Below are 25,288 nucleotides of genomic sequence, written 5' to 3'. Positions count from 1 at the left end.
CCCGGCTACCTGATCGGCTTCTCCTTCGGTCCCTTCGGGGAGAGCAGGACCAGGCCGAGCAGGAGCAGGAGCCCCGCGGCCTCGGGCGAGTACGTGGGCGCGTCGGACACGACGGCCTCTTCCTCCACCATCAGGCTCGCGAGTGTCTCGGCCTCAAGCGTCGCGCTGCGTGACGTCGTTGCCGTTCCGGTCCGGAACTGAGTAAGCATCAGAAGTGCCTCCTCGTCTGGATTTCACCGCCCGGTCGGACGATGCCCCCGTTCGACAGTACGAGCACCTCCGGTGACCTGCATCCGCAGCCCGCTGAGCTGGGGCATTGCCCTGGATGTGGGCCCTGTCGAGGCGAGTCGGTACGGTCGGGGCATGACCACAGCCTTGATCACCGGCGCGACCGCCGGCATCGGAGCCGCCTTCGCCCGCCGGCTCGCCCGCAGCGGCTACCAGCTCGTGCTGGTGGCCCGGGACACCGAGCGCCTGGAGCGCGCAGCCGCCGACCTGCACGGCAGGTACGGCATCGAGGCGGAGGTGCTGGCCGCCGACCTCGCGACGGACGAGGGCATCGGCGCCGTGGAGGCCCGGCTCGCCGACGCCGCCCGCCCGGTGGACCTCCTGGTCAACAACGCCGGCTTCGGCAACAAGGGCGCCTTCGGCACGGTTCCGCTCCAGGACGAGCTGGCCATGCTGAAGGTGCACATCGAGGCGATCCTGCGGCTGACCACGGCCGCCCTGCCCGGCATGCGGGAGCGCGGCCGCGGTGCGATCGTCAACGTCGCCTCGGTGGCGGCCTTCCTGCCGCGCGGCACGTACGGCGCGAGCAAGGCCTGGGTGGTGAGCTTCACCCAGGGCGTGCTGCGCGACCTCGGCGGTACGGGCGTGCGGATGATGGCGCTGTGCCCGGGCTTCACCCGGACCGAGTTCCACCAGCGGGCCGGGATGGGTACCGGCAACATCCCGTCCTGGTCCTGGCTCTCCGCCGAGCGGGTGGTGGACGAGGCGATGCGCGACCTGGCCCGCGGTCGGTCCGTGTCCGTGCCGGGCAAGCGGTACAAGGCCGCCGTGGCCATCGCGCGGGTGCTGCCCTCCGGCAAGCTCGGCGGGTTCTCCTCGAAGGCGGCGCGCACCTACCGGACCAACTGACGGCCGGGGCGGTCGGGCGGTCCGCGGGTCGGCGGGAGTCGAGGAATAGAGCAACCCTCACTATTAGCTTGTCTAACTATGAGCTATCCTCGCTATGCTGACCCCAGTCCGACCGTCCGCCCGACCGTCCCACCCAGGGAGGCCCGTCCTTGAGGCCCACCGCCATCGACTGGACCCCGCCCGAGCGCGCCGAGGGCGAACCCCGCCCCTCGGCCGAGTGGCGCCGCATCCTCGCGCTCTTCCGCCCGTACCGGGGCCGCCTGACCGTCGTCGGGCTGCTGGTGGCCGCCTCCGCGGTGGTCTCGGTCGTCTCCCCGTTCCTGCTCAGGGCCGTCCTGGACATCGCCATCCCGCAGGGCCGTACCGGGCTGCTCAGCCTGCTCGCGCTCGGGATGATCCTGACCGCCGTGGTCAACAGCGTCTTCAACGTCCTCCAGACGCTGATCTCCACCACCGTCGGCCAGCGCGTGATGCACGACCTGCGGACCTCCGTCTACGGCCACCTCCAGCGGCAGTCGCTGGCCTTCTTCACCCGGACCCGCACCGGCGAGGTGCAGTCCCGGATCGCCAACGACATCGGCGGCATGCAGTCCACGGTGACCTCCACCGCGACCAGCCTGGTCTCCAACCTGACCGCGGTGGTCGCCTCGGTCGTCGCCATGGTCGCCCTCGACTGGCGGCTGACCGTCGTCTCGCTGCTGCTGCTCCCACTGTTCGTCTGGATCAGCCGCCGGGTCGGCCGGGAGCGCAAGAAGATCACCACCGAGCGGCAGAAGCAGCTGGCCGCGATGAGCTCGGCGGTCCAGGAGTCGCTGTCGGTCAGCGGCATCCTGCTCGGCCGCACGATGGGCCGCTCCGGTTCGCTGGCCCGGGAGTTCACCGACCAGTCCGACCAGCTCGCGGACCTGGAGGTGCGGGCCAGCATGGCCGGGCGCTGGCGGATGAACACCATCATGATCGTGATGGCCGCGATGCCCGCGCTGATCTACTGGGCGGCCGGGCTGACCTCCGCCGCCGGCGCGCCGATCGTCTCGGTCGGCACCCTGGTCGCCTTCGTCACCCTCCAGCAGGGCCTCTTCCGCCCGACCGTCAGCCTGCTCTCCACCGGCGTGGACGTGCAGACCTCCCTGGCGCTCTTCCAGCGCATCTTCGAGTACCTCGACCTGCCGGTGGAGATCGACGAGCCGGCCGACCCGGTCACCCTGACGGGCATCCGCGGCGAGGTCCGCTTCAAGGACGTCGACTTCCGCTACGACCCGGAGCAGGAGCGCCCGACCCTGGCCGGCGTCGACCTCACCGTCCCGGCCGGGAGCTCACTGGCCGTGGTCGGCGAGACCGGCTCGGGCAAGACCACCCTCAGCTACCTCGTGCCGCGGCTGTACGACGTCACCGGCGGGCAGGTCGCCCTGGACGGCGTGGACGTGCGCGAACTGTCCTTCGACACCCTGGCCCGAGCCGTCGGCGTGGTCTCCCAGGAGACCTACCTCTTCCACGCCTCGGTCGCCGAGAACCTGCGCTTCGCCAAGCCCGGCGCCGACGACGCGGAACTGGTCGAGGCCGCCCGGGCAGCGCAGATCCACGACACCATCGCCGCCCTCCCGGACGGCTACGACACCCTGGTCGGCGAGCGCGGCTACCGCTTCTCCGGCGGCGAGAAGCAGCGCCTCGCGCTCGCCCGGACGATCCTGCGCAACCCGCCGGTGCTGATCCTCGACGAGGCCACCAGCGCGCTCGACAACCGCACCGAGCGCGCCGTCCAGCAGGCCGTGGACACCCTGGCCGCCGGCCGCACCACGATCACCATCGCGCACCGGCTCTCCACCGTCCGCGCCGCCGACCAGATAGCCGTCCTGGACCGCGGTGAGGTGGTCGAACTCGGCACCCACGAGGAGCTGGTGGCGCTGGACGGCCGGTACGCGGCGCTGCTGCGCCGGGAGGTGCCGGAGGCCGCCGGGCAGCCCGAACCGGCCGTGCTCGGGCGCGTGTGACGACCCGGGCGCGGGCGCGTGCGACGACCCGGGGAGCGGGCGCGTGCGACGACCCGGGGCGCGGGTGCGAGCGTGGGTGTGCGCGCCGGTGACGGACGCGGCGGTCAGGCCGCCTTCGGCACCTCGTTGTAGCTCTCCGCGACCTCCTGGCCGGAGAGCCGCTGGATGGCCGCCATGACCTCGTCGGTCACCTGCCGACGGGCCTTCAGCGAACGGGCCTGCCCGTGCAACTCGTCGAAGTGCAGCGGCTCGCCGAAGCGGACCGTCACCTTCTTCAACCGCGGGATCCGCTTGCCCACCGGCAGGATCTGCTCCGGACCCTCCAGCGCCACCGGCACGACCGGCACGCCCGCGGTCAGCGCGAGCCAGGCGACGCCCGTCTTGCCCCGGTAGAGCCGGCCGTCCAGCGAGCGGGTGCCCTCGGGGTAGATGCCGAAGGCCTTGCCGTCCTCCAGGATCTCCAGCGCCGACTCCAGCGAGGCCTGAGCGGAACGGTAGGTGCCGCGCTCGACCGGCACGGCGCCGATGGCCTCGAAGAAGTCCTTGGAGAGCCGGCCCTTGAGCCCGGTGCCGGTGAAGTACTCGGCCTTCGCGAGGAAGTGGACCCGGCGCGGGGCGGTCAGCGGGATCACCACGCTGTCGATGAAGGACAGGTGGTTGCTGGCCAGGATCACCCCGCCCTTGCGCGGCACGTTCTCGATTCCCTCGATGGCCGGCCGCCAGATCCCCCGCGAGACCGGTTTCAGCACCAACTTGGTGACGAGGTCGAGCACGATTCCCTCCCTGGACGAACGACCGCCCGGGAGGAGCCCGGGCCTGCAATCAGATCCGCAGACTACGACACCCACCCCCGCGCACGTCCACTCCCGGCGACCGTGGCGCGCGCCACGGCCGGGTAGGGTACGGCCGTCCGAACCGAGCGACACCCGCAGTACCCAGGAGGGCACGATGGAGACCACCGAGGCGATCAAGGCCTTTTTCGACCGTTTCGACAAGGACGGCGACGGCAGGATCACCCCGGCCGAGTACGCCCTGGCCGCCAACGAGATGGGCGACCACGACGTCACCATCTCGATGGCCGAGGCGCTGATCCACAGCATGGACACCAACCACGACGGCGTCCTGACCTTCGAGGAGTTCCTGGCCGCCCGCCGGCGCTGAACCCGCGCCGACGGGGCCGGTCGCCGTACCGGCGGCACCGGCCCCGTCCGGAGGCCCCCGCTGTTCCCCGCAGGGCCCTCGCTGTTCTCCGCAGGGCCCTCGGCAGGGGCCGCTACTCCTCCACCGGGAACACCCGGCGCACCACCCGCTCCGAGGCCCCGCCGTCGTCCCAGACGCAGAACTTCGCCCGGAACCGCGCCCGCGCCGCCGGCTCCGGGTCGCCCGCCAGCAGCGCCCGCGCCAGCCCGTCCGCGTCCACCGTGACCGCGCCCGGCGGCTCCGCGAACAGGTCGAAGTAGACGCCGCGTTCCCGCTGGTACTCCTCCCAGTCCGGGGCGAAGATCACCACCGGCCGGTCCAGCACCGCGTAGTCGAACATCATCGACGAGTAGTCCGTCACCAGCACGTCCGCCGCGAGGTAGAGGTCCTCGACGGTCGGGTGCGCCGAGACGTCCACGATCCGCGCCGATTCCGCGCCGGCCGCCGACAGGTCGCCCGGACCGTCGGTGTGGAAGTAGTGGGTGCGCACCAGCAGCGTGAAGTCCGGGCCCAGCCGGCGCGCCAGCGCCGCCACGTCCAGCAGCGGCACGTAGCCGCCCTTGCTGCCGCGGTGGGTCGGCGCGTACAGCACCGCCCGGGTGTCCGGCCGCAGCCCGAGCCGCTCGCGCATCGCCCGGACCTCGTCCGGAGCGGCGTTCGCCAGCCGGTCGTTGCGCGGGTATCCGGTGTCCAGCATCTCGTACCGGCCGGGGAAGGCGCGGGCGAAGTGCCCGCTGGTGTGCGGGTTGGGGGAGACCAGGAAGTCCCAGCGGTCGACGGCCTCCTGGAGCAGCTCGAAGTCCATCCCCTCGGCCGCCGCCGGGTGGTCGCGCAGGTCCATGCCCATCGCCTTGAGGGGGGTGCCGTGCTGGGTCTGGACGTGCACCGTGCCCGGCCGCTTCGTCATGGTGCGGGGGAAGTTGACGTTGTTGACGAAGTACTTGGCGGTCGCCATCGCCCTGAGGTAGGCGGGGGTGTTGACGATCACGTGCGGAACCCCGGGCGGCAGCGCGGCGGCCTGGGCGCGGTTCTCCACCACCCACACGCCCCGGATCCGCGGGGCGAGTTCCTTCGCCTTCTCGTAGATCGCCGCCGGGCTGCACGCGTAACCCCGGTGCCAGTAGGCGGCGTAGACGGCGAGGTTCTCGTCCAGCGGCAGCCGGCGGAACGCGTTGTACGCGGTGAACCGGGCGCCGCTGCGCATCCCCTTCTTCACCGCGGGTGCCACCGCCCGTGCCCCGCGCTTGAGTTCGCGCGGCAGCCGCCCGGTGCGGCGCAGCTCCGCGTAGGCGATCCGGGCGCCGCGGGCGGCCAGCCGGTACTGCACGCCGCGCACCCCGCCGGGGAAGCGGTAGCCGGCCGGGCGGTGGCGGTCGAAGTGCCGGGCGATCCGCCGGAAGAAGTCCTTGCGCAGGTCGGCGGGGACCAGCCCGGGGGTGTCGTAGACGTTCAGCGCCTGGCGGACGGTCCGGTCGAAGACCAGGGTGCGCAGCGGGTCCGGGACCGGCCGGCCGGGGCGGTCCGGGCGGTCCAGGAAGGCGAAGATCGCGTCGTACTGGGCGAACACGTCCGCGTGCTTGGGGGAGGAGGTGGCGGTGATCGCGCCGTCCCGGCCGCGCCGGTAGAAGTAGCAGGGGCGGTCGAGGTAGCGCAGCCGCTCGGCGGCCAGCAGCGCCGGGTAGGTGACCGAGATGTCCTCGTAGTAGCCGCGGCCGAAGGAGACGCCGAGGCCGTCCAGGAACGCGCGGCGGAACAGCTTGTTCCACACCGACATCACGGTCTGGAACAGCGCCGGGTGCTCGGCCAGGGTGCAGCCCTCGACCAGCGGGGAGCCGGCCAGCACGTGGCGCCAGGGGTTGGGCTCCGTCCCGCCGTCCGGGTAGACGTGGGTGAAGTCGGTGATCAGCACGTCGGCGGGGGTCTCCCGGCGGCGCTCCTGCGTCAGCTCGTCCAGCAGCGCGCCGACCGTCCCCTCGGGCACCCAGTCGTCGCTGTCCACGAACCAGACGTACTCGCCGCGGGCCTGCGGCAGGGCGGCGGTGCGGGCGCCGCCGAGGCCCTGGTTCTCGGTGAGGTGCAGCACCCGCAGCCGGCTGTCGCGGGCCGCGTAGGCGTCCAGGATCGCGCCGGAGCCGTCGGGGGAGAGGTCGTCGACCGCGATCACCTCGAAGCGGGTCTCCGCGGCGGGGGTGTCGCCGAGGATCGAGTCGAGGCAGTGCGGGAGGTACCGCTCCACGCCGTGGACCGGGAGCACGATGCTGAGGAGGAGGGACACGCTGGCCGAGTGTACCGATCCACCGGGTGTCACCTGCGCGGACGTCCGGTGCGGGGCTTCCGGGGTGGTGGCCGGGGCGGTGACCGGGGGTGGCGGTGGTGGTGGGGCGGGGTGGCGGCCACGGTGGGGCGGCTCGCGGCAGGGGCCGTGGTGCACCCGGAACCGCCGGTGCCGGGCCCCTTGCGGGACGGCACCGGCAGTCAGGTGGCGGTCCGGCCGACCCTCGACGGCCGACCGCCGGTCCGGGCACCGCGCGAGCCGGGCCACCGCAGCGTCGAGGCGGCCGGGCAGTGGCTCGCGGGAGCCGGAGTTCTTCATCAATCGAACACACGCTTGGGTGCGGTGCGGGCACTGGCGTGTGCATCAGATACTGCTTGGAGGTTAGGCGGGAGTCAATCCCTCGAATGTGTTCACTTCCTGAAGTCGGTCGGTCACGGTGTCGGCCGGCGCCCGGTTCAGCCGGGCCGTGCACGGATCGGGCGCGGCGAACGCCCCCCGATGATCGCTTTGTCGATGTGGCGGCCGTCTCGCGGCTGTCCCCTATATGGCGGCGCGAGCGGGGTGCGGGCGGGTCGCGGGCCGGCTGCGGGGCCGGCTGCGGGGTGGGGCGCGGGCGGGTCGTCGGTGGGGTGCGGGCGGGCCGCGGGGCCCGGATCCGCAGGGGCGCCGCCGTGCGCCGGGTGAGCGTCGTGCGCGTGCCGTGCGTACGGTTGCCGCACCCGCGCCTGTCGGACCGGGTGACGTACGGCCGGTCGTGCACCATCATTGATGCCTAGTCGTGACCGGCCTGGTGGCCCCTGGTGCTTCGTCAGTTGACGCCGCACGATACGGTGGCACAACACCAAGGACGGTTGCGCGAAGGCCGTCCTTCACGGATAGTCTTCGCCTCACGGCCCTGGCGCCTCGTAGGGGTGGGAAAAACTGATGGAACACATGCAAGTGCGGACTCGGCCCCGCGTGCCGGCGATCCAGTGCGGTGTCGGCACGACCGGCCGCCGGATCGACCGACACCTGGCCGTGCTCGGCGCGCCCGCACTCCCGGCGGTGGACACCGCCGAAGCGCTCGGGTTGATAAGGGAGCTCACGCCGCGCGGCGCCGAGGCCCCGACGACCCGTCGTCGCCACACCAGGATCTCGCTGCTGACGCCGCTGCGTCGGCTGCGGCGGAGCCTCTTCGGCGGGCGCGGCTAGTTCGACCGGCGCGGTACGGGTCCCTCCCCATCGCCCGGTCGGGAACCGACCCGGTGGACCGTCCGGTCCACCGGGTCTTCGGTGTGTCCGGACGATGTCCCGGGTTCGGGCCCGGTGGGGCCCCGGTGAAGGCCCCGGGTGGGGGCCCCGGCGCGTGCCGCGCCGTCCGGGTGATGTGGTCTGAACCTTTCACCCTACGCGAGTTCGCCTCCCCGGCGCGGCGACTCGGCGAGGGAGTACGCCCGGCCCGCTGGCCTGGGACAGGATGGCGCCATGGCGGACAACAACCACTCCACCCGGACCGGCTCCTTCCCGGACACCACCTTCCAGAGCGGCACCATCGAGATCACCACCGGCAGCCGCGAGGTCGCGCTCGACATCACCGACCGCTGCGCCGCGTTCCTCGACGAACGGGCCACCGGGCGCGACGGCCTGCTCAACATCTTCGTCCCGCACGCCACCGCGGGGATCGCGGTGCTGGAGACCGGCTCCGGCAGCGACGACGACTTCCTCGCCACCCTGCGCGACCTGCTCCCGGCCGACGACCGCTGGCGCCACCGGCACGGCAGCCCCGGCCACGGCCGGGACCACGTGGTGCCCGGCCTGGTCGCCCCGCACGCCACCCTGCCGGTCCTCGGCGGCCAACTGGCCCTCGGCGTCTGGCAGTCGGTGGTGCTGATCGACACCAACGGGGACAACCCGCGCCGGACCGTCCGGCTGTCCTTCCTCGGCTGACCTTCCTCGGCTGACCTCGGCGCGGTGCGCGCGGGGCCCGGGCGCGCTCGGCGGGTTCGATGGGTCCGGCGGGCTTCGCGACTCAGCGGACGTGCGAGGCCACCGCGGCGAGGTAGCGCTCGATCGCCAGGTGCTGGCAGAGCAGGGCCACCGGGCGGCCCAGCCTGGCGTACCAGGCGGACAGCCGGGAGAACGCGGTGACCTCGAACCACACCTCGCCGTCGGCGTCCATCGACACCAGGAACGCCTCCTCGCCACGCTCGGGGTGCCCGGGGAGGGTTCCGTACCCGAATCCGATCCGGTCCGGCTCGTCCACCGTCCACACCACCCGGCAGGGGATCACCAGCCGCGGCCGCCGGCTCCCCGGCAGGTTCAGCCGCAGCAGCACCGTCCCGCCCTCCCGGGCCGGGCCGGCGGGGTACACCGCGAAGCCGGTGCCCAACTGGCTGCCCCAGTCGAGCACGTACCGACCGGCCCGCTCCAGAACCTCCGCGCCGCGCCCCAGGTGGACCCGCCGCCGCAGGTGGGCGTAGCCGTCCGGCAGCCGTCCTCCCCCGCCCCGGGTGGCGCCCACCTCGGGGTACGACCGGGCGGTGGCGCGGGCGGCGAGGAGACGTCGGTGCAGGTCGATGGGCATGTCGGTCACGGTAGCCACCGGGCGGGAGAGGGCCTGCGGCGGGGCGGGATGGGTTTCAGGGAACGGGTTTCAGTGAACAGATTTCAGATGACGGATTTCAGCGAACGTCTTCTGAAATCTGTTCGCTGTCATTCGTTCGCCGGGACGCTCGGGCCGGCTCGGCCAGGACCGAGCCTGTTGCAGCTCAGCGGGGAGCGGAGTAGGAAGGCGGCATGAACGACACCGGTACGAACCAGGAAGCGGCCGTCTGCGAACTCGCGTCCGAGGGCGAAGCGGAGGCGGCGCTGCGGCACGACCCGGAGGCGACCGGGCCGCGCGCCGACTGCGTGCTGTGCGGGGAGCCGACCGAACTGCCCGCCGACCGGCCCGGCAGCACCCTCTGCCCGGTGTGCGCCTGGCAGCAGGCGCAGCGGATCGCCTGCTCGGGCTGATCCACGGCCGACCCCGGCCCCCCGGGTCGGCCTACGCGTCCTCCCGCCCGGCCAGCGCCAGGGTCGAGCCGCGCCGCCCCTTGCGGACCAGCAGCTGGGCGGGGATGCGGCTGCGCAGGTCGGCGACGTGGCTGACGATGCCGACCGCGCGGTCCCGCTCGCGCAGGCCGTCCAGGACGTCCATGACCTCCTCCAGGGCCTGCTCGTCGAGGGTGCCGAAGCCCTCGTCGATGAAGAGGGTGTCCAGCGGCATGCCGCCGGCCTCGTCGGTGACCACGTCGGCCAGTCCCAGGGCGAGGGAGAGCGAGGCGAAGAAGCTCTCGCCGCCGGAGAGGGTCGCGGTGTCCCGCTCGGTGCCCGTCCACGCGTCGACCACCCGCAGGGCCAGGCCCGAGCGCTTGGTGCCGCTGCCCCGGTCGTCGCTGTGCACCAGGGTGTAGCGCCCGCCGGACATCCGGACCAGTCGGTCGCTGGCCGCCGCCGCGACCTGTTCCAGCCGGGCCGCCAGGACGTACGACTCCAGGCGCATCCGCAGCCGGTTGTCGGCGGCGGTGCCGGCCGTGAGTGCGGCGAGCCGGGTGATCCGCCCGTACCGCTCCAGCGCGGGGGCCAGTTCGGCGGCGAGTCCGGTCAGCTGCCGCCCGATCGTGGCCAGCGCCCCGCAGCGCTCGCGGGCCGCCGCATGGGCGGCGTGCGACCGGCCGAGCCGGTCGGTGGCGGCGCCGAGCTCGGCCGCGACGGCGGGCAGGTCCACCGGCGGACGGCCCGCGGCCTCGGCCAGCTCCGGCAGCCCCAGCTCGCGGCGGACGGCGGCGGTCTCCGCGCGGTGCCGCTCCAGCCGGGCCTCCAGCCGCTCGCGCTCCTCGCGCGGCAGCAGCACCGCCAGGGCCGCCGCCGGGTCGGGGAAGCCCGCCGCGGCGGCGGCCTTGCCCAGTTCGTCCTCGGCCTCGTCGAGTCGGGCCGCCGCCTCCGTCCGGGCCCGGGCGGAGTTCGCCGCCGCGGCGACCGCCTCGGCGAGCCGGGTGAGGGCCGCGGCCCGGTCGGCGACCGAGGGCGCGTCGCCCCGGGCGGCCGCCACCCGGGCGGTCAGCGTCTGCTGCTCGGTGCCGAGCGCCAGCAGCCGGTCGGAGAGGACGGCGGCGCGCTCCTTGGCCTCCTGCAGCTCGTCGACCCGGCGGGTGCGGTCCTGCGACAGCCGGGCGATCTCCTGCTCGACCCGGCCGAGCGCCTCCGCCGCGTGCCGTGCCCCGCGATGCTGGTCCTCCATCCCGGCCAGGGCCTGCGCGAGCGTCTCCGTCGTGTCCGGCCCGGCCGCGCCGGCGGCGGTGGCCTCGCGCACCCGCAGTGCGGTGAGCGCCTGGTCGGCCTCCGTCCAGACCCGCTCGGCGTCGGCCTGGGCCCGGCGCGCCCGCTCCTCGTCCTCGGCGCCGACCCGCCCGCCGGGCGCGGCCTCGGCGGGCGCCGGGTGCTCCGGCGAACCGCAGACCCGGCAGGCCTCTCCCGTGCGCAACTGCTCGGCCAGCTCGGCGGCCATGCCGCTCAGCCGGCGGTCCCGCAGGTCCAGGCTGTGCTCCCGGGCGTCCAGCGCGGCGGTGCGCAGCGCGACCGCCCGGGGCTCGGCCGCGGCGATCTCGGCGCGCAGGCCGTCGCGCTCCCGCGCCGCACCGAGGCGTCCGGTCAACTCGGTGCGCTGCCCGTCCAGTTGCTCGACCCGGGCGGTCGCCGACCGGGCCTCGGCGTGCTGCTGCTCCAGACGGCCCAGTTCGCCCTCGAACTCGGCGAGCCAGTCCTCGGCCTCCTCGGCCAGTTCCTCGGCGGCCCGCCGGTCCTGTGCCAGGGAGCCCTGCTCGTGGGCGAGTTCGGCGCAGCGCCGCTCCTCCGCCCGGGCCGCCTCCAGCCGGACCACCTCGGCCCGCAGCCGCAGTTCGGCCTCGGCCAGCCCGGCGGCGTCGGCCCCGGCGAGATCCCGGCCCCCGGCACCGGATCCGGCCAGCAGCTCGCGGTGCCGGCGCTCCAGCTGCCGCGCGCGCCCGAGTGCCTCGGCCGCGCTCTCCCGCAGCCGCAGGGCGTAATCCACCCCGACGGCCTCCTGCGCGGCGGCGAGCCGCCGCCGGTCCGCCGTCGCTGCGGGCTCGAAGCCGGCCAGCCGCTCGGCCCGGTCCAGCGCCTCGCGGTGCCGGCGCTGGCGACCGGCCAGCTCCTCGGCGGCCTCGCGGCGCTCCTGGGCGGCGCGCTGGGCGGCCCCGGCGCCCGCGAGGGCGGCCTCGGTGACGGTGAGCTGCTCGGCCGCGCCGCTGCGCAGGACCGCCGCCCAGCCGAGCACCCCGGCGGCCAGACCGTCGTCGTCCTCGGCCGGCACCCAGCCCGCGGCGGGTTCGGCGCCCGGACCGGCCGCCTGCTCGGCCTTGCTGGCGAGGTCCCGCAGCCGGCGCCGGCCGGCCTGGACGGCGGCCTCCTGGCCGCGGCGCTGCTCGGCCAGCCAGGCCTCCACGTGCTGGAACCGCTCGGTGTCGAACAGCCGCCGCAGCAGCTTGCCGCGCTCCTCCGAATCGGCCTTGAGGAAGCGGGCGAAGTCGCCCTGCGGCAGCAGCACCACCTGGCAGAACTGCTCCCGGTTCATGCCGATCAGCCGGTGGATCTCCTCCCCGGCCTCCTGGTGCGACTTGCTGATCCCGCGCCAGCCGGGCTCGCCGTCGCCCGTGTCGAGGACCCACTCGCGCAGCAGGGTCTGCGCCCGTTCGACGGTGGTGCCGCTCCCGACCTTCTTCGGCCGGCGCTGCTCGGGCAGCCGGGTGACCTGCAGCCGCCGCCCGCCGAGGGTCAGCTCCAGCTCCACCGAGGTCAGCCGCTTCGGGTCGGCGTGGTCGCTGCGCAGCCGGTTGGCCCGGCGCGCGCCCGGCGTCTCGCCGTACAGGGCGAAGCAGACCGCGTCCAGCACGCTGGTCTTGCCCGCGCCCGTCGCGCCGCGCAGCAGGAACAGCCCGCCGGCGGCGAGTGCGTCGAAGTCCACCGTCTCGCTGCCCGCGAAGGGGCCGAAGGCGGTGACGGTGAGCCGGTGCAGCCTCATCGGGGCAGGTCCGCCTTCCGGTCCGTGGTCTCCCGGACGCGCTCGAAGCCCTCCCGGAGCCAGCCGAGCTCGTCCGGCTCGGGCTCGGCGCCGGGGCGGACGTGCCGCAGGAAGCCCTCCGCGATCTCCAGGTCCCCGCGGCCGCTGACCCGCGCCGCGTACGACTGCGAGGGCTCGGCCTCGCTCCGCTCGGGGTCGAACAGCAGCTGGAGGGTGTGCGGGAAACGGCGGCGCAGCCGCTCCATCGGCTCGCTCGGCCGCGCCGCGTCGGTGAGCGTGGCCTGCACCCAGGACTGCTCGTGCTCGGCGTACCGCTCGTCGGTGAGCAGCGCGTCGAGGGTGTCGCGCAGTGTCGCCAGGCGGCGAGGCTCGGGACAGGGGACGCGGTCGGCCGTCACCGAGCCGTCGGCGGCCAGGTCGACCAGCCACATGGTCTTGCGCTGGTGCACCTCGGAGAAGGAGTAGGCGAGCGGGGAGCCGCTGTAGCGCAGGTGCGGGGCGAGCGTCTGGCAGCCGTGCAGGTGGCCGAGCGCGGCGTAGTGCACGCCGTCGAAGACCGACGCGGGGACGGAGGCGACGCCGCCGACCGCGATGTCCCGCTCGCTGTCGCTCGGCGCGCCGCCGGTGACGAAGGCGTGCGCCAGCACCACCGCCCGGGTGCCGGACGGGCGGGCCGCGAGGTCCTCCCGGACCCGGTCCATCGCCGCCCCGAGCACCGCCGCGTGCCCGCCCTTCGCCAGCCCGAACCGCTCGCGCACCAGGGTCGGCTCCAGGTACGGCAGCCCGTACACCGCCACCGGGCCGTGCTCGTCCGCCAGCACGACGGGCTCGGCGCACTCGCCCGGGTCGGTCCGCAGGTGGATGCCGGCCCGGCCGATCAGCCCCGCCCCGACGCCGAGGCGGCGGGCCGAGTCGTGGTTGCCGCTGATGAAGACCGTCGGCACCCCGAGGTCCGCCAGCCGGTGCAGCACGTCGTCGAACAGCGCGACCGCTTCCAGCCCGGGCAGCGCCCGGTCGTACACGTCCCCGGCGACCAGCACGGCGTCCACGCCCTCGGACCGGACCACCTCCACCAGGTGGTCCAGGAAGGCGCGCTGGGCGTCGTGCAGGCTCTCCCGGTGGAACGAGCGCCCGAGATGCCAGTCGGAGGTATGCAGCAGTCGCATGGTTCCCGACCCTAACCCGCAGCACTGACAATCCCGCCCGACCCGGTGGTACCACTGGCCCCCGGCACCCCTGGCGCCCCTTGCGTCCGGGGCCGGGGCCCCGGGGCCGTGCGGTGGCGGGCGGGGCGGAGTGGCGCCGAGCCCGTTCGATCACTCCGGGTGAATTGTCAGTGGCTCTGTGTATGTTCCTCGGCGTCGGCCACTCCCGGTCGGGGTGGTCGGCGCGATCCGGTGTCGGAGGGCGAGAAGGAGGAGCCATGGCTGCGGTACGGAAGTCGGTGCGCGAGGTGCTGGGCGCCGCGGCGGGGTGGTCCCCGCGGGGGCGCCGGCGGGTGCTGGTGCTGGGCGGGCGGCGGCCGGGTGGCGGTGCCGGTGGGGTGCCGCCGGGCGGGCCCGGCGGCGCGGCGCCACCCGGGAGCGGGCGGCCGCCGGGGGCCCGGGCGGGAGGGGGCGGTGCGCGGGCGGCCGGCCGAGGCGGCCGGGTCCGGGGTGCGCCGCCGCCCCAGCCGGTGGCGCTGGCCCTGGCCGTCGACGCCGGGGACTTCGCCGGGCTCGCGCAGTACGGGCTGTTCGGCGGGCTCGGGCACCAGGCCTACCTGCGGCGGGCGGAGGAGCACCTGACGGCCCTGTACCGACAGGGGCTGGAGGTGCACCTGCGGGTCCTGGAGGCGGGCGACTTCGAGGACTACTGCGCGGCGCTCGGCCTCGACCCCCGGGCGCCCGCCGCCCGGGTCGCCTACGCGGGCGATCCGGAGCTGGCCGGGGAGCCGCTCGTCTACGCGGGGGAGCGGCTGGCCGAGCTGGTCCCGGTGCTGCTGGACGACCACCGGGCACGGGTGCGGATGTCCGTGGCCTGCGCGGCTCTGCTGGGCGCCGTCGGCGACGACCCGGCCGGGCAGCTCCGGATGGCCGCCGTGATGCGGTACGTGACGTCGGTCTACCTCGCGCTGGCCGAGGGCGCGGGGGAGGGGTGCCATCTGCTGACGCTGCGCTGCCACGGCCCGGAGGACGGCGAGGAGCTCACCTCGGCGGTGGACGTCTGCGTGGAGGAGGGGCTGCTGTACCCCGCGGGGCGGGACGCCGAGGCGTTCTGCGTCACGCTCGCGGCGGGCGTCGCCCTGGGCGGGGAGGGGGCGCTGCTGCTGCACGGCGATCCGTCGGTGGGCGTACGGGTGGACGGACGGAGCGACGACCGGTCCGGCCCGGACGGCCGTCCACCCGCGCCCCCGGCCGAGGAGGCCCGGCCCCGGCCGCCGGTGCGCGGCTGGGCGCTGACCGGTGGACGGCTACGGCCGATGACCGCGCACGAGGTGTTCGACGAGTTGGCGGACGACGCCGCGCGCGGGCTGCCTTTCCCGCCCGGGGTGGACCCTCGGCCCGGGTTCCCGCTGCCCGGCTTCCGAGACCCCGGGGAAGGGGGTGGGCCGCTGGGGTGATCAGGGCGTTCACCGCCTCCGCGTCCACCACGTCCGTCGTCTCCGCATCCACCATGCGGCGCTGGGGACTGTTCATCGACCGCGTGTTCGGGGAAGATTCGGAGAAGATCAACAGCAGGAACGCGCGGTGCCCCACGCCGCCGTTCCGGCCGCTCCGCCCCGTACCGCGCCCTGCAGGTCCTCCCCGCGCACCGCCGGTCCGGCGAAGCCCGACTGCGAGAGGGGGACGGATGAGCGAGCGGAGCGAGCTCGGCGCCGGGGGGTGCGCGGGGGCGAGCATCCCCGTCGAGCGCCGCGGGGCGAGAGCATGAGCCCGATCGAGTACAGCGCGGAGGTCGCGGAGCTGCTCGGGAAGGTGCGGCGGCGCCCCACGGCGGGCTGGCCGTGGCGGCCGGGCGAGCCGGTGCCGGAGGGGCTGCCGGTCAAGCAGTCCTGGGGGTGGCTGTTCGCGCCCGACGGGCGGGTGCTGACGCTGGTGAACCCCCGGGACGGGATCTGCTCGCTGCCCGGCGGCTCGCTGGAGCCGGAGGACGGTGGGGACCCGGCGGCCGCCCTGGCCCGGGAGGCGGCCGAGGAGGCGCAGGCCCGGATCGGCCGGCCGTACTACCTCGGCTACCTCTACGACCGGGTCGGTTCGGCGAACGGCGGGCACGAGTGCGCGCGGGTCCGGATGGCGGCGGCGCTGCGGTCGGTCGGCCCGAGCACGGCCGACCCGGCCTCGGGCCGGCACTACCGGCGGCTGCTGGTCGCACCGGGCCTCGCCGTCGAACTGCTCGGCTGGGGCGCGCCCGGGTTGCGCCAAGCCCGGGCGGCGGTCGCCACTGCCGCCCGCTGGCTCGGCGTGCCCGCGGCCGCGAACGAGGCGATCGAGGAGTTGCCGGTCGAGGGCTGCACGGTCTCCCCGGGCACCGTGTATCCGGGTGCCGGGTACACGGGCGCCATGCACCCCGGTGGTGGCCGCCCCGGCGCGCGGGGCTGACCTCGCGCGTCGCCGTACTCCCGAGCGACGTCCCTGCGGGGCGCGCCGAGCCGGGGCGCGCCGAGCCGGGCCGGGCGGGGCTTGACCGGGCCGGGCCGGCCCGGGCCGACGCGGTGCCCTGACGCACCGCCATGCGGGACGTCAACATCGGCCACTTGCGTCCGATCGGCCACAGCGGTGAATTCTCGTGGTGCCGCCGATGCCCTTCCGGCCCACCTTCGACCTGCCTTCGCGGGTGTCACCAGCCCCCCCTGGGTCGGCTGACACCCGCTTCGAATCCGACCCGGCGATGGCCGGGCGGCAACTCCGCGCTTGTCTTGCACGGAATTTCTGCAAGTTGCCGGTCTACGCGCGCTGCGCTACGCGCGTCACCGCGCACCCCCGCTGACCTGCGTGAAATCACGGACTGTCAGCGGCAGTTCATCTCGGAGCTATCGGACGTCCCGTCAATATCCTTGGCATGACCGCTTCCGGGTTTGGCTACCGCCTGGTATCACTTCTGTGACCCTCACCACGCCACCCCACTGGAGCTGTGATGATTCGTCCTGCCCGCGCCCTGTCCATCGCCGCCATAGCGGCGGGCCTCACCATGACGACGCTCTTCGCCGCGACGTCCGCGAACGCCGCCGGCGTCAACTACGTGGCCCTCGGCGACTCGTACTCGTCCGGTGTCGGCGCCGGCAGCTACCTGAGCGACAGTGGCAGCTGCAAGCGCAGCACCAACGCGTACGCGTACCTCTGGAAGAACGCGCACGCGCCGTCCTCCTTCAAGTTCGTCGCCTGTTCGGGCGCCAAGACCGGCGACATCCTGAACAGCCAGATCTCCGCCCTGGACGCCAGCACCACGCTGGTCAGCATCTCGGTCGGCGGCAACGACGCGGGCTTCGCCGACACCATGCAGACCTGTGTCCTCGGCTCGGACGCCGACTGCATCAACGCCGTCAACACGGCCAAGAGCTACGCCACCACCACCCTGCCCGGCCAGCTGGACAAGGTGTACTCGGCGATCAAGTCCAAGTCCCCGAACGCCCACGTCGTGGTGATGGGCTACCCGCACATCTACAAGGTCGGCGGCAGCTGCATCTTCGGCATCGGTGACACCAAGCGCGCCGCCATCAACGGTGCCGCCGACACCCTGGACGGCGTCCTCGCCAAGCGGGCCGCCAACGCCGGCTTCGCCTTCGGTGACGTCCGCAGCATCTTCAACGAGCACGAGATCTGCGGCTCGCTGACCACCTGGCTGAACAGCACCACCCTGCCGGTCGACGAGAGCTACCACCCGAAGGCGGCCGGCCAGTCCGGCGGCTACCTCCCGGTGTTCTCGGGGCTGTAAGAACTGCCGCAACGAGCGTCCCGTCCAAGGACGGACCGCCGCCGTCCCCCTCCCGCGGCTCGGGAGGGGGGCGGCGGCAACGCCGTTTCAGCCGCCGCCCGGTGATGACCGGTCCGGTGCCGGCCCGCCCTTCGTCGACTCGTCCTGCGTTGACCCGCCCGGTGCGGACGGGTTCGGTGCGGACGGCCCCGGTGCGGGCCCGGTCGGCGGGAAGGGAATGCCGGCGAGGACCGGCAGCAGTTCCGCCTCCTCGAAGTCCAGATGTGCCTCCAGCTCGGCGGACATCCGGTCCAGCTCCGTCCGGAGCCGCTCCGGTTCGGTGATCGCGATCCCGGCCAGCAGGCCCATCAGCTCCTCCTTGATCCGCCCGATGGCCCGGTGCTGCTCGTCGAGCCGCGCCAGGACCTCGGCCAGCTCAGGATGGCTGCGCGCGAGAGCGGGGAAGATCGCGGAGTCCTCCCCGGTGTGGTGGTGCGTCAGCCCGTCGCAGAAAGCCAGGCAGTGCTGGCGCAGCTGCAGTCCGAGCGCGGCCGGGCGGCCCGGGACGTGGGCGTGTGCCTCCTCCCGTACGTGGCGCAGCTGCGCGCGCAGCCAGGTGTGCGCCTCCAGCAGCTTGTCGGCGAGGCTGCGCACCACCACCGGGGCCGGACCGCCGGCGGGCGGTTCGAGCCGCTCCAGGACGACGACCGGCAACTCCCGGTCGGTGTGGGCCTGGTAGTCCCCGTAGCCCGGAGCCTTCCGGACCACGGCGGCGAACAGCCGCTCCCGGCGGCCGCCCTCGGCGGGTACGGCGACGGTGTCGAAGGCCTCGGCGCCGAGCTCGACCCGGACCACCGGGTGGGCGAGGAGGTTGCGGTACCACTGGGGGTGCTCCGGCGCCCCGGCGGCCGAGGCGACGACCAGGAGCAGCCCCTCCGCCCGGACGTACCCGAGCGGCACGGTGTGCGGCCGCCCTGAGCGGGCTCCGGTGGTGGTCAGCAGCAAGAGGTCGCCGCCCTCGAACGGGCCGCCGACCCGCCCGCCGTTGGCGCGGAACTCCTCGATGACGTTCAGACTGAAGGACATGGGCATGCGTGTGTGATGGATCTCCAGAGAGGAAAGGGGAGTTGCGGCCACAAGCGGTGCCGGTGCCTGTGCCGTTACCGGAGATCGGGGCCGGAGACGGGGCCGGTGGTCGATCGGCGCCGATGGTCGGACCCCGGTCCGGTGATACGGCTGCTGGCCCGTCCGGCGACATCCGTCGCGGGACGCGGCTCGCACACGCGGGCACCGCGGTGACCGCCCGGCGTCAGATCAGGGAAGCGGAGAGAGTGCTCATCGCGCATCGTCCCTTCGGAAAGGTGCTGGCTCGGCTGCCGGCCGGCCCACTGCTCTGTGGCCGACGCCGCGCTGCACGCCCCCATTAGAGCCAGGCCGCGGACACGCTGTCAACGAGCGGGATCACCGGCCGAGGGCTTCACCTCCGCCGCCGACTTCGAGGCGCGCCTGATCGGTTGGACAGGGGATGCGTTCGGTGGCTGAGCCGCCCCCGGGCTGAGCCAGGTGGGAGCCCCACCCCGGCCGCGAGCGGCGACGCGCCGCCGCTCCCCTCGGAGGCGGCGGCGCGTCGGGTCCGGAGCACGTGGTCCGGTGTACATCGGGTCCGGAGCACGTCGGGCCCGGTGCACGCCGGCGGCTCCGGACGGTTCCCGTCAGTGCAGGTAGTCGACCAGGCCGGCCGGCTTGAGCCCGGCGGCGTCGGCGGCGGCGAGGGCGCGCTGGAGGTCGGCGGCGAGGGTGTCGGTCCAGTGCATCAGCACGACGTCGCCCGGCTGCAGCGGGCCCGGGTGCCAGATGTTGGCGGCACCCCAGCTGAAGTCCGCGTCGGCGGTGAGCACGGTGCGGATGCCGCAGTTCGCGGCGGCCTGCAGGGTGTCGGCGTTCCAGGTGAAGTACGGCGGGCGGAAGAACGTCGGCGCGGTGCCGAAGAGGCGGGTCATCGAGTCGCGTGCGTCGCAGATCTCGACCTGCTGCCGCTCCAGCGGGAGCGTGCTGAGGTCGGTGTGGGAGACGCTGTGGTCCTGGATCGAGGAGCCGGGTACGGCGGTGACCCGCTGGAAGAAGGCCGGGTCGGCGGTGGCGGGCATCGGCAGCGGGAAGGCGGTGATCGGCAGCCGGTGGTCGGCGATGAACCGTTCCGCCTCGGGGGTGCGCTGCCAGCCGTCGTCCACGGTGAAGAAGACGACCTTGTCGTTGGTGGGGACGGAGCCGGCGGCCACGGCCGGGGCGGGTGCGGGGCCGTCCACCCGGACGTCGTCCACGGAGAACGGTCCCTGCTGGTACCAGCCGTGCACGTAGAGCCGGATGCTGCGCGCGTTCGGGCCGGTGGTGAACCGGGTGCTCAGCCGCTGCCAGCCGCCGCCGGTGGTCTCCGTCCAGGCGGGGGCGACGTCCTTGCCGGTGCCGGTGGCGCCCAGGTGGACGAAGCTGCCGCGGACCCACGCGGAGGCCGTGTAGGTGGTGTTGGGCCGGACCGCGACGGTCTGCGCGCACTCGCCGGTGGAGTCGGCGTTCGCCGGGGTGACGGTGAGCGAGGAGGTGCCGGTGTGCGGGGCGGTGGTGCTGACGGACGCTTCGGCCGGTCCGCCGGTGCAGCTCCAGCCGGGGATGCTGCCCCAGTCGGCGAGGTCGGGGGAGGGCAGCTCGAAGCCGGGGTTGGTGGCGAGGTTGACGGTCGGCGCGGCCTGGGTGCCCGGGCCGCCGGCCGGGGGAGCGGCGGCGGAGGCCACGGGTGCGGCGAGACCGGTGAGCAGCGCGACGGAGGCGGCCAGCACGGACAGGCGCGAGGACAGGCGCGAGGACAGACGCGTGGACAGGCGCGAGGACAGGCACGTGGACATCGACACGTGAGGACTCCAGCAAGTGGGGGCACGCCCGTGGGGAGAGCGTGAGCGGAATCGGACCGTGGAACTCTGAATGTGGAACTCTGAACGGGGACTGTGAACGTGGAACTCTGAGCGAGGAATTCTGAACGTGGAACTCCGGGGTGCGGAACCCCGGATCGTCGCAACAATGGACTAGACCAATGGGGCCGTCAAGGGAACGGCGGGTGAACCCGGCGGTCCCGGTCGGCCGACGCGCGGTCACCATGCCCGGGGAACAAGGGACAAGACGTCACGTCAGGGAGGCGGCGGACGGGCCCGGTTCAGGACAGGTACAGCTCCTCGATGTCCGTCGCGTAGTACTCGGCGATCGCCGTCCGCCGCAGCTTGAGCGAGGGCGTCAGCAGCCCCTGCTCCTCGCTGAACTCCCGGGGCAGCAGCCGGAAGGCGCGGATCGACTCGGCCCGTGAGACGGCCGTGTTCGCGGCCGCCACCGCACGCTGGACCTCCATGTGCAGTTCCTCGTCCGCGAGCACCGTCCACGGGTCCGACTGCTCCCGCCCGTGGGTCTTCAGCCAGTGCGCCAGTGCCGCCGGGTCGAGCGTGATCAGTGCGGCGACGTACGGGCGGTCGTCGCCCACCACCAGGCACTGGGAGACCAGCGGGTGCGCCTCGACCCGCTCCTCCAGGGCCGCCGGGGCCAGGTTCTTGCCGCTGCTGGTGACGATCAGGTCCTTCTTGCGGCCGGTGATGCTGAGGTAGCCGTCCTCGTCCAGCCGGCCCAGGTCGCCGGTCGCGAACCAGCCGTCGACCAGGGACTCGGCGGTGCACTGCGGATGGTTGAGGTAACCGCCGAAGACCGAGCCGCCGCGCACCCACACCTCGCCGTCGTCGGCGATCGCCACCGAGGCGCCCGGCACCGGCCGGCCGACCGTGCCGAGCTTCTGCCGTCCGGCCGGGTTGGCGGTGATCGCGGCGGTGGTCTCGGTCAGCCCGTAGCCCTCGTACAGCTGGAGGCCGGCGCCGGTGAAGAACAGGCCCAGCTCGCGCCGGAGCGTCGAGCCGCCGCTCATCACGCTGCGAACCCGGCCGCCGAGCACCGCCCGCAGCCTCGGGTAGACGGTCCGCTCGTACGCGAGGTGGCGCAGCCGCAGGGCCGCGCCCGGGCCGGGGCCGCGACCGAAGGCCTTCTGTTCCCGGGCGGCGGCCCAGTCGACGGCCACCTGCCGGGCCTGTTCGAAGAGTTCGCCGCGGCCGGCGTCCTCGGCGGCCCGCCGGGCCTGCTGGAAGATCTTCTCGAAGACGTACGGGACGGCGTGCAGGAAGGTCGGGCGGAAGGTCTCCAGGGCGGGCAGCAGCGCGTCGGTGGAGACTTCGGGGACGTGCCCGATCCGGAAGCCGCCGCGGATCGCCGCGATCTGCACGGCGCGCCCGTAGACGTGCGCGAGCGGCAGGAACAGCAGGGTGGCGGGGCGGCCGCCGCCGGTGTCGCGCAGGGCGTCCCCCCAGCCGGCGAGCAGGGCGTCGGCCTCGGCGGCCAGGTTGGCGTGGGTGAGCAGGCAGCCCTTGGGGCGGCCGGTGGTGCCGGAGGTGTAGACGACCGTGGCGATGTTCCCGGTGGCGACGCCGAGGCGCTGGCGGTGCACCAGGGAGTCGGGCACGCCGAGGCCGTCCTCGGTGATCGCGGCGACGCAGTCCCGGTCGAGCTGCCAGATTCCGGTGAGGTCGGGCAGCGCGTCGCAGACCGCGCCGACCGTCATCGCGGCGTCCTCGTCCTCGACCAGGCAGGCCACGGCCTGGGTCTCGGCGAGGATCCAGCGCACCTGCTCGGGGGAGGCGGTGGGGTAGACCGGGACGGTGATGGCGCCGATCGACCAGAGTGCGTAGTCGAACAGCGTCCATTCGTAGCGGGTGCGGGACATCAGGGCGACCCGGTCGCCGTAGCGCACGCCGTGGGTGAGCAGGCCCTTGGCCAGGGCGAGCACCTGGTTCCGGAACTCGCGGGCGGTGACGTCCTGCCACTGCCCGTCCCCGGCCCGCCAGGACAGCTGGACCAGGTCGGGGGTGCGCTCGGCGGTGTCGTAGAGGGAGTCGGCGAGTCCTCCGGTGGCCTCGGGCGCGGCCGGGGCGGGGGTGGTGAACTCGCGCACGGTCCTCCCCAGTTCGGTGCCGGTCGTACGGGTGGTACGGGGTGCGCCGAAACTATCGGATCGCCCTGTCACTGCCCAGGGTTGTGGCGGTGACACGACGAGATCGGCACGGCTCCCCTCCGGTGGTGTCGCGCCCGGGGAGGCCCGGGGGAGGCGAGGGGGAGGCGCCGGGAAGGAATCGCGGAGGCCGCGGGCCCCGCGCCGGCGCCGCATTCCGGGCATCGACGGATGTTCCGGATGCGTAGCGGAGGATGGCTGACCGGTTTCTGACGTGTGCGGGACGAGACCGGTCGGTGGACCGGTTCACCCCTCGAACGAGTGGTCAGGGCGTAGTAGAGTCTCGCAGACCTGTGGCCGGGAGCCCCTCCGCCGACCCCTCCAGCGTTCCCAAGACCCGCCATGTTCCCCCCTCCGCTCCCCGTCCGCGCCCGGCACTTCCCGACCGAGGACTCCATGCGTCTGCGCAGCAGCTCGATCCGCGCGAAGATCATCGCGCTGCTCCTGGTGCCCATCGTCGCGCTCACGGCCCTGTGGGCGTACGCGACGATCGCCACCACCGGGGACGTCTGGAACCAGCTCGGGATCAGCCGTACGTACAAGGAGTTCGCGGGCCCGGTCGACCAGTACACCGGCGACCTGCAGAACGAGCGCCGCGCCGCCGTCCAGCGGCTGGCCGACCCGCGGTCGCCGACCGCCAGGGAGGCCTACGAACGGTCCAAGGCCGCCACCGACCGCAGTCTGGACGTGCTGCGGCAGAAGAAGGACGGCTCCGGCGGCAAGCTCTCCGCCCCCCAGCGCGGTCGCTTCGTCCAGATCATCGCCGCCGCCGACCAGCTCGGACCGCTGCGCGCCCAGGTCGGCCGTTCCGCGCTGAACTGGGAGTTCGCGCTGGGCCAGTACAGCGACCTGGTCAAGCCGGTGTTCGGCTTCCGGTCCGCCTACGTCGCCCGGCAGAGCGGCCAACTCCCCCGTCAGGGCACCATCCTGATCGAGCTGGTGCGCGCCCGGGAGTACCTGTCGCAGGAGGACGCGGCGATGGAGGGCCTGCGCACCGGCGCCGCCAGGCCCACCGCCGAGCAGTACCAGGTCGCGCTGGACGCCCTGCACAACCAGCAGGCACTGTTCACCGTCTACGTCGCCGAGCTCGACCCCGCCGACCAGTCCGACTACGCCGCGCTGCGCGGCGGGGAGGCCTGGGGCGCACTGGCCCGAGCCGAAGCGGACTTCGTCGGCGCCGGCGGCCCCGACCGGGTGGTCCAGGCGCTCAACACCGACTCCTGGCGGGAGACCGCCGACCGGGCGCTCGGCGACCTCGCCTCGATCAACAGCCGGATCTCGGCCGGGCTGGACGAGCGCGCGCGGTCCGCGGCGATCGGGATGCTCTGGCGCGGCGGCATCGCCGGTGCGGTCGGTCTGGTCGCCGTGGTGCTGTCCATCATGATCTCGTTCCGGATCGGCCGGGGCCTGGCCCGCGAGCTGATCGGCCTGCGCAACGCGGCCGACGAGCTGGCCGGCACCCGGCTGCCGTCCGTCATGCTGCGGCTGCGCCGCGGCGAGCCGGTGGACGTGGCCACCGAGGCCCCCGAGCTGCACTTCGGGAACGCCGAGATCGGCCAGGTCGGCCAGGCCTTCAACGCGGTGCAGCGGGCCGCCGTCGAGGCCGCCGTCGAACAGGCCGAACTGCGTCGCGGGGTCTCGGCGGTGTTCGTCAACCTGGCCCGGCGCAGCCAGGTGCTGCTGCACCGGCAGCTCACCCTGCTCGACACCATGGAGCGCCGCACCGAGGACCCGGCCGAGCTGGAGGACCTCTTCAAGGTCGACCACCTCACCACCCGCATGCGCCGCCATGCCGAGGGCCTGATCATCCTGGCCGGTGGTTCGCCCGGGCGGGCCTGGCGCAAGCCGGTCCGGATGGTGGACGTGGTCCGGGCGGCCGTCGGCGAGGTCGAGGACTACGCCCGGGTGATCGTCCGGCCGTTCCCCGGCACCGGCCTGCTCGGCAGCGCCGTCGCGGACGTCACCCACCTGGTCGCCGAACTCGTCGAGAACGCCGCGGTGTTCTCCCCGCCGAGCACCCAGGTCACCGTCCAGGGCGAGGTGGTAGCGCACGGCTTCGCGCTGGAGATCGACGACCGCGGCCTCGGGCTGAGCGAGCAGATGCTCGCCGAGATCAACGAACGCCTCGCCGTGGAGCAGGAGTTCGACCTCGCCGACACCGACCGGCTGGGCCTGTTCGTGGTCAGTCGGCTGGCCCGGCGGCACGGCATCCGGGTGCACCTGCGGCCGTCCCCCTACGGCGGGACGACGGCGGTCGTGCTGATCCCGCGCGAACTGCTCGCGGAGGCGCCGGACGGGAAGCCGGAGCCGGGCCCGGCCGGGCAGCGGGGCGCGGCGGGCGGCCGGCGCGGGCAGCGGGACCTGGTCGCCGTGCCCGGGTCGGGGGGTGCCTCCTGGGCGGCGTCCGGGCCGGTCGGCTCCGCGGGTGTTGGTATTGGTTCGGGTGCGGGTGCCTCGGCCGGAGCGGTGGCCGGAGGCCGTACGGGCGCCGTCGCCGGCGGTGACGAGGCGGACAAGCACCGCGGGACGACGGGCGGCCCGAGGCCGTCCGTGCCGGAGGCGGGCCGTACGGCGGGCGGGCTGCCACGCCGGGCCTCGCGGGGCAAGGGCGGGCCGGTGCTGGTCCCCGCGCCCGTGGCGGACAC

At 74.2% G+C, this 25,288-nt stretch carries 19 protein-coding genes; 10 read left to right on the top strand and 9 right to left on the bottom strand.

From position 1 onward, the window contains the following. Positions 1 to 5: 5 nt before the first annotated feature. Positions 6 to 131 (bottom strand): hypothetical protein, encoded by a 126-nt coding sequence (locus ACFVHV_RS06390; RefSeq protein ID WP_380349161.1) that lies wholly within the window; start codon positions 129 to 131, stop codon positions 6 to 8. A 232-nt stretch (positions 132 to 363) separates the two neighbouring features. Between ACFVHV_RS06390 and ACFVHV_RS06385 the strand changes: the two genes are divergently transcribed. Continuing rightward, on the top strand, positions 364 to 1,137 hold the full coding sequence (locus ACFVHV_RS06385; RefSeq protein ID WP_359898580.1) for an SDR family oxidoreductase: 774 nt from the start codon (positions 364 to 366) through the stop codon (positions 1,135 to 1,137). 149 nt (positions 1,138 to 1,286) lie between these two features. Further along, positions 1,287 to 3,125: an ABC transporter ATP-binding protein gene (locus tag ACFVHV_RS06380; protein WP_359898579.1), complete on the top strand. Its 1,839-nt coding sequence runs from the start codon at positions 1,287 to 1,289 to the stop codon at positions 3,123 to 3,125. A gap of 104 nt (positions 3,126 to 3,229) precedes the next feature. On the opposite strand, the gene ACFVHV_RS06375 is transcribed toward ACFVHV_RS06380, so the two are convergent. Further along, complete coding sequence (locus ACFVHV_RS06375) at positions 3,230 to 3,898, bottom strand: lysophospholipid acyltransferase family protein (RefSeq protein WP_359898578.1); 669 nt, start codon at positions 3,896 to 3,898, stop codon at positions 3,230 to 3,232. Between the two features lie 175 nt (positions 3,899 to 4,073). Between ACFVHV_RS06375 and ACFVHV_RS06370 the strand changes: the two genes are divergently transcribed. Then, positions 4,074 to 4,286, top strand: a complete 213-nt coding sequence (locus ACFVHV_RS06370; protein WP_359898577.1) for an EF-hand domain-containing protein — start codon at positions 4,074 to 4,076, stop codon at positions 4,284 to 4,286. A gap of 112 nt (positions 4,287 to 4,398) precedes the next feature. On the opposite strand, the gene ACFVHV_RS06365 is transcribed toward ACFVHV_RS06370, so the two are convergent. After that, positions 4,399 to 6,600, bottom strand: coding sequence for a bifunctional glycosyltransferase family 2 protein/CDP-glycerol:glycerophosphate glycerophosphotransferase (locus ACFVHV_RS06365; RefSeq protein WP_359898576.1), 2,202 nt, complete (start codon positions 6,598 to 6,600; stop codon positions 4,399 to 4,401). Between the two features lie 924 nt (positions 6,601 to 7,524). On the opposite strand from ACFVHV_RS06365, the gene ACFVHV_RS06360 reads away from it, so the two are divergent. Further along, a complete protein-coding gene (locus ACFVHV_RS06360) occupies positions 7,525 to 7,791 on the top strand; it encodes a hypothetical protein (protein WP_049650625.1) in 267 nt (88 codons plus the stop codon). Between the two features lie 273 nt (positions 7,792 to 8,064). After that, on the top strand, positions 8,065 to 8,526 hold the full coding sequence (locus ACFVHV_RS06355) for a YjbQ family protein (protein WP_359898575.1): 462 nt from the start codon (positions 8,065 to 8,067) through the stop codon (positions 8,524 to 8,526). Positions 8,527 to 8,608: 82 nt separating this feature from the next. On the opposite strand, the gene ACFVHV_RS06350 is transcribed toward ACFVHV_RS06355, so the two are convergent. After that, positions 8,609 to 9,163, bottom strand: coding sequence for a DUF1990 family protein (locus ACFVHV_RS06350; RefSeq protein ID WP_380349158.1), 555 nt, complete (start codon positions 9,161 to 9,163; stop codon positions 8,609 to 8,611). A gap of 212 nt (positions 9,164 to 9,375) precedes the next feature. Here ACFVHV_RS06350 and ACFVHV_RS06345 point away from each other — a divergent pair, with 212 nt between their 5' ends. After that, on the top strand, positions 9,376 to 9,594 hold the full coding sequence (locus ACFVHV_RS06345) for a hypothetical protein (RefSeq protein WP_359898573.1): 219 nt from the start codon (positions 9,376 to 9,378) through the stop codon (positions 9,592 to 9,594). Between the two features lie 31 nt (positions 9,595 to 9,625). Here ACFVHV_RS06345 and ACFVHV_RS06340 read toward each other — a convergent pair whose 3' ends face one another. Both ACFVHV_RS06340 and ACFVHV_RS06335 read right to left on the bottom strand, forming a co-directional pair. Beyond that, positions 9,626 to 12,661 carry an AAA family ATPase gene (locus tag ACFVHV_RS06340; RefSeq protein ID WP_380349156.1) on the bottom strand — a complete coding sequence of 1,012 codons (3,036 nt, stop codon included), beginning with the start codon at positions 12,659 to 12,661 and terminating at the stop codon, positions 9,626 to 9,628. Next, the gene (locus ACFVHV_RS06335) at positions 12,658 to 13,827 is read right to left on the bottom strand and encodes an exonuclease SbcCD subunit D (RefSeq protein ID WP_380349154.1); all 1,170 of its coding nucleotides are present in this window, start codon (positions 13,825 to 13,827) and stop codon (positions 12,658 to 12,660) included. The genes ACFVHV_RS06340 and ACFVHV_RS06335 overlap by 4 nt, the downstream gene beginning before the upstream one ends. 257 nt (positions 13,828 to 14,084) lie before the next feature. On the opposite strand from ACFVHV_RS06335, the gene ACFVHV_RS06330 reads away from it, so the two are divergent. The 3 genes from ACFVHV_RS06330 (at position 14,085) to ACFVHV_RS06320 (ending at position 17,575) form a co-directional block, all read left to right on the top strand. Next, positions 14,085 to 15,263 carry a hypothetical protein gene (locus tag ACFVHV_RS06330; protein ID WP_380349152.1) on the top strand — a complete coding sequence of 393 codons (1,179 nt, stop codon included), beginning with the start codon at positions 14,085 to 14,087 and terminating at the stop codon, positions 15,261 to 15,263. A gap of 307 nt (positions 15,264 to 15,570) precedes the next feature. Then, a complete protein-coding gene (locus tag ACFVHV_RS06325; RefSeq protein ID WP_380349150.1) occupies positions 15,571 to 16,242 on the top strand; it encodes an NUDIX domain-containing protein in 672 nt (223 codons plus the stop codon). 535 nt (positions 16,243 to 16,777) lie between these two features. Next, on the top strand, positions 16,778 to 17,575 hold the full coding sequence (locus ACFVHV_RS06320) for an SGNH/GDSL hydrolase family protein (RefSeq protein WP_359898568.1): 798 nt from the start codon (positions 16,778 to 16,780) through the stop codon (positions 17,573 to 17,575). Positions 17,576 to 17,662: 87 nt separating this feature from the next. On the opposite strand, the gene ACFVHV_RS06315 is transcribed toward ACFVHV_RS06320, so the two are convergent. From ACFVHV_RS06315 to ACFVHV_RS06305, 3 genes are all read right to left on the bottom strand, one after another. Next, positions 17,663 to 18,646 carry a nitroreductase/quinone reductase family protein gene (locus ACFVHV_RS06315; RefSeq protein WP_380349147.1) on the bottom strand — a complete coding sequence of 328 codons (984 nt, stop codon included), beginning with the start codon at positions 18,644 to 18,646 and terminating at the stop codon, positions 17,663 to 17,665. A gap of 620 nt (positions 18,647 to 19,266) precedes the next feature. Then, the gene (locus ACFVHV_RS06310) at positions 19,267 to 20,454 is read right to left on the bottom strand and encodes a polysaccharide deacetylase family protein (RefSeq protein ID WP_380349352.1); all 1,188 of its coding nucleotides are present in this window, start codon (positions 20,452 to 20,454) and stop codon (positions 19,267 to 19,269) included. 305 nt (positions 20,455 to 20,759) lie between these two features. Then, positions 20,760 to 22,586, bottom strand: a complete 1,827-nt coding sequence (locus ACFVHV_RS06305; RefSeq protein WP_380349145.1) for an AMP-dependent synthetase/ligase — start codon at positions 22,584 to 22,586, stop codon at positions 20,760 to 20,762. Between the two features lie 399 nt (positions 22,587 to 22,985). Between ACFVHV_RS06305 and ACFVHV_RS06300 the strand changes: the two genes are divergently transcribed. Beyond that, positions 22,986 to 25,288, top strand: a 2,303-nt coding sequence (locus ACFVHV_RS06300; protein ID WP_380349144.1) for a nitrate- and nitrite sensing domain-containing protein, incomplete at its 3' end; no start/stop codon positions are given.

The sequence above is a fragment of the Kitasatospora sp. NPDC127116 genome, assembly GCF_042677365.1.
GTDB classification, from domain to species: domain Bacteria; phylum Actinomycetota; class Actinomycetes; order Streptomycetales; family Streptomycetaceae; genus Kitasatospora; species Kitasatospora lactacystinica.
This window is presented reverse-complemented; position numbering and strand designations above follow the sequence as displayed.

Bases quoted from the DNA above. Each gene is read 5' to 3' on its own strand.
- ACFVHV_RS06310 (WP_380349352.1), bottom strand. From the start codon at position 20,454: ATGTCCACGTGCCTGTCCTCGCGCCTGTCCACGCGTCTGTCCTCGCGC.
- ACFVHV_RS06320 (WP_359898568.1), top strand. From the start codon at position 16,778: ATGATTCGTCCTGCCCGCGCCCTGTCCATCGCCGCCATAGCGGCGGGC.
- ACFVHV_RS06325 (WP_380349150.1), top strand. From the start codon at position 15,571: ATGAGCCCGATCGAGTACAGCGCGGAGGTCGCGGAGCTGCTCGGGAAG.
- ACFVHV_RS06335 (WP_380349154.1), bottom strand. From the start codon at position 13,827: ATGCGACTGCTGCATACCTCCGACTGGCATCTCGGGCGCTCGTTCCAC.
- ACFVHV_RS06315 (WP_380349147.1), bottom strand. From the start codon at position 18,646: ATGCCCATGTCCTTCAGTCTGAACGTCATCGAGGAGTTCCGCGCCAAC.
- ACFVHV_RS06350 (WP_380349158.1), bottom strand. From the start codon at position 9,163: ATGCCCATCGACCTGCACCGACGTCTCCTCGCCGCCCGCGCCACCGCC.
- ACFVHV_RS06360 (WP_049650625.1), top strand. From the start codon at position 7,525: ATGGAACACATGCAAGTGCGGACTCGGCCCCGCGTGCCGGCGATCCAG.
- ACFVHV_RS06340 (WP_380349156.1), bottom strand. From the start codon at position 12,661: ATGAGGCTGCACCGGCTCACCGTCACCGCCTTCGGCCCCTTCGCGGGC.
- ACFVHV_RS06345 (WP_359898573.1), top strand. From the start codon at position 9,376: ATGAACGACACCGGTACGAACCAGGAAGCGGCCGTCTGCGAACTCGCG.
- ACFVHV_RS06390 (WP_380349161.1), bottom strand. From the start codon at position 131: ATGGTGGAGGAAGAGGCCGTCGTGTCCGACGCGCCCACGTACTCGCCC.
- ACFVHV_RS06385 (WP_359898580.1), top strand. From the start codon at position 364: ATGACCACAGCCTTGATCACCGGCGCGACCGCCGGCATCGGAGCCGCC.
- ACFVHV_RS06370 (WP_359898577.1), top strand. From the start codon at position 4,074: ATGGAGACCACCGAGGCGATCAAGGCCTTTTTCGACCGTTTCGACAAG.
- ACFVHV_RS06330 (WP_380349152.1), top strand. From the start codon at position 14,085: ATGGCTGCGGTACGGAAGTCGGTGCGCGAGGTGCTGGGCGCCGCGGCG.
- ACFVHV_RS06355 (WP_359898575.1), top strand. From the start codon at position 8,065: ATGGCGGACAACAACCACTCCACCCGGACCGGCTCCTTCCCGGACACC.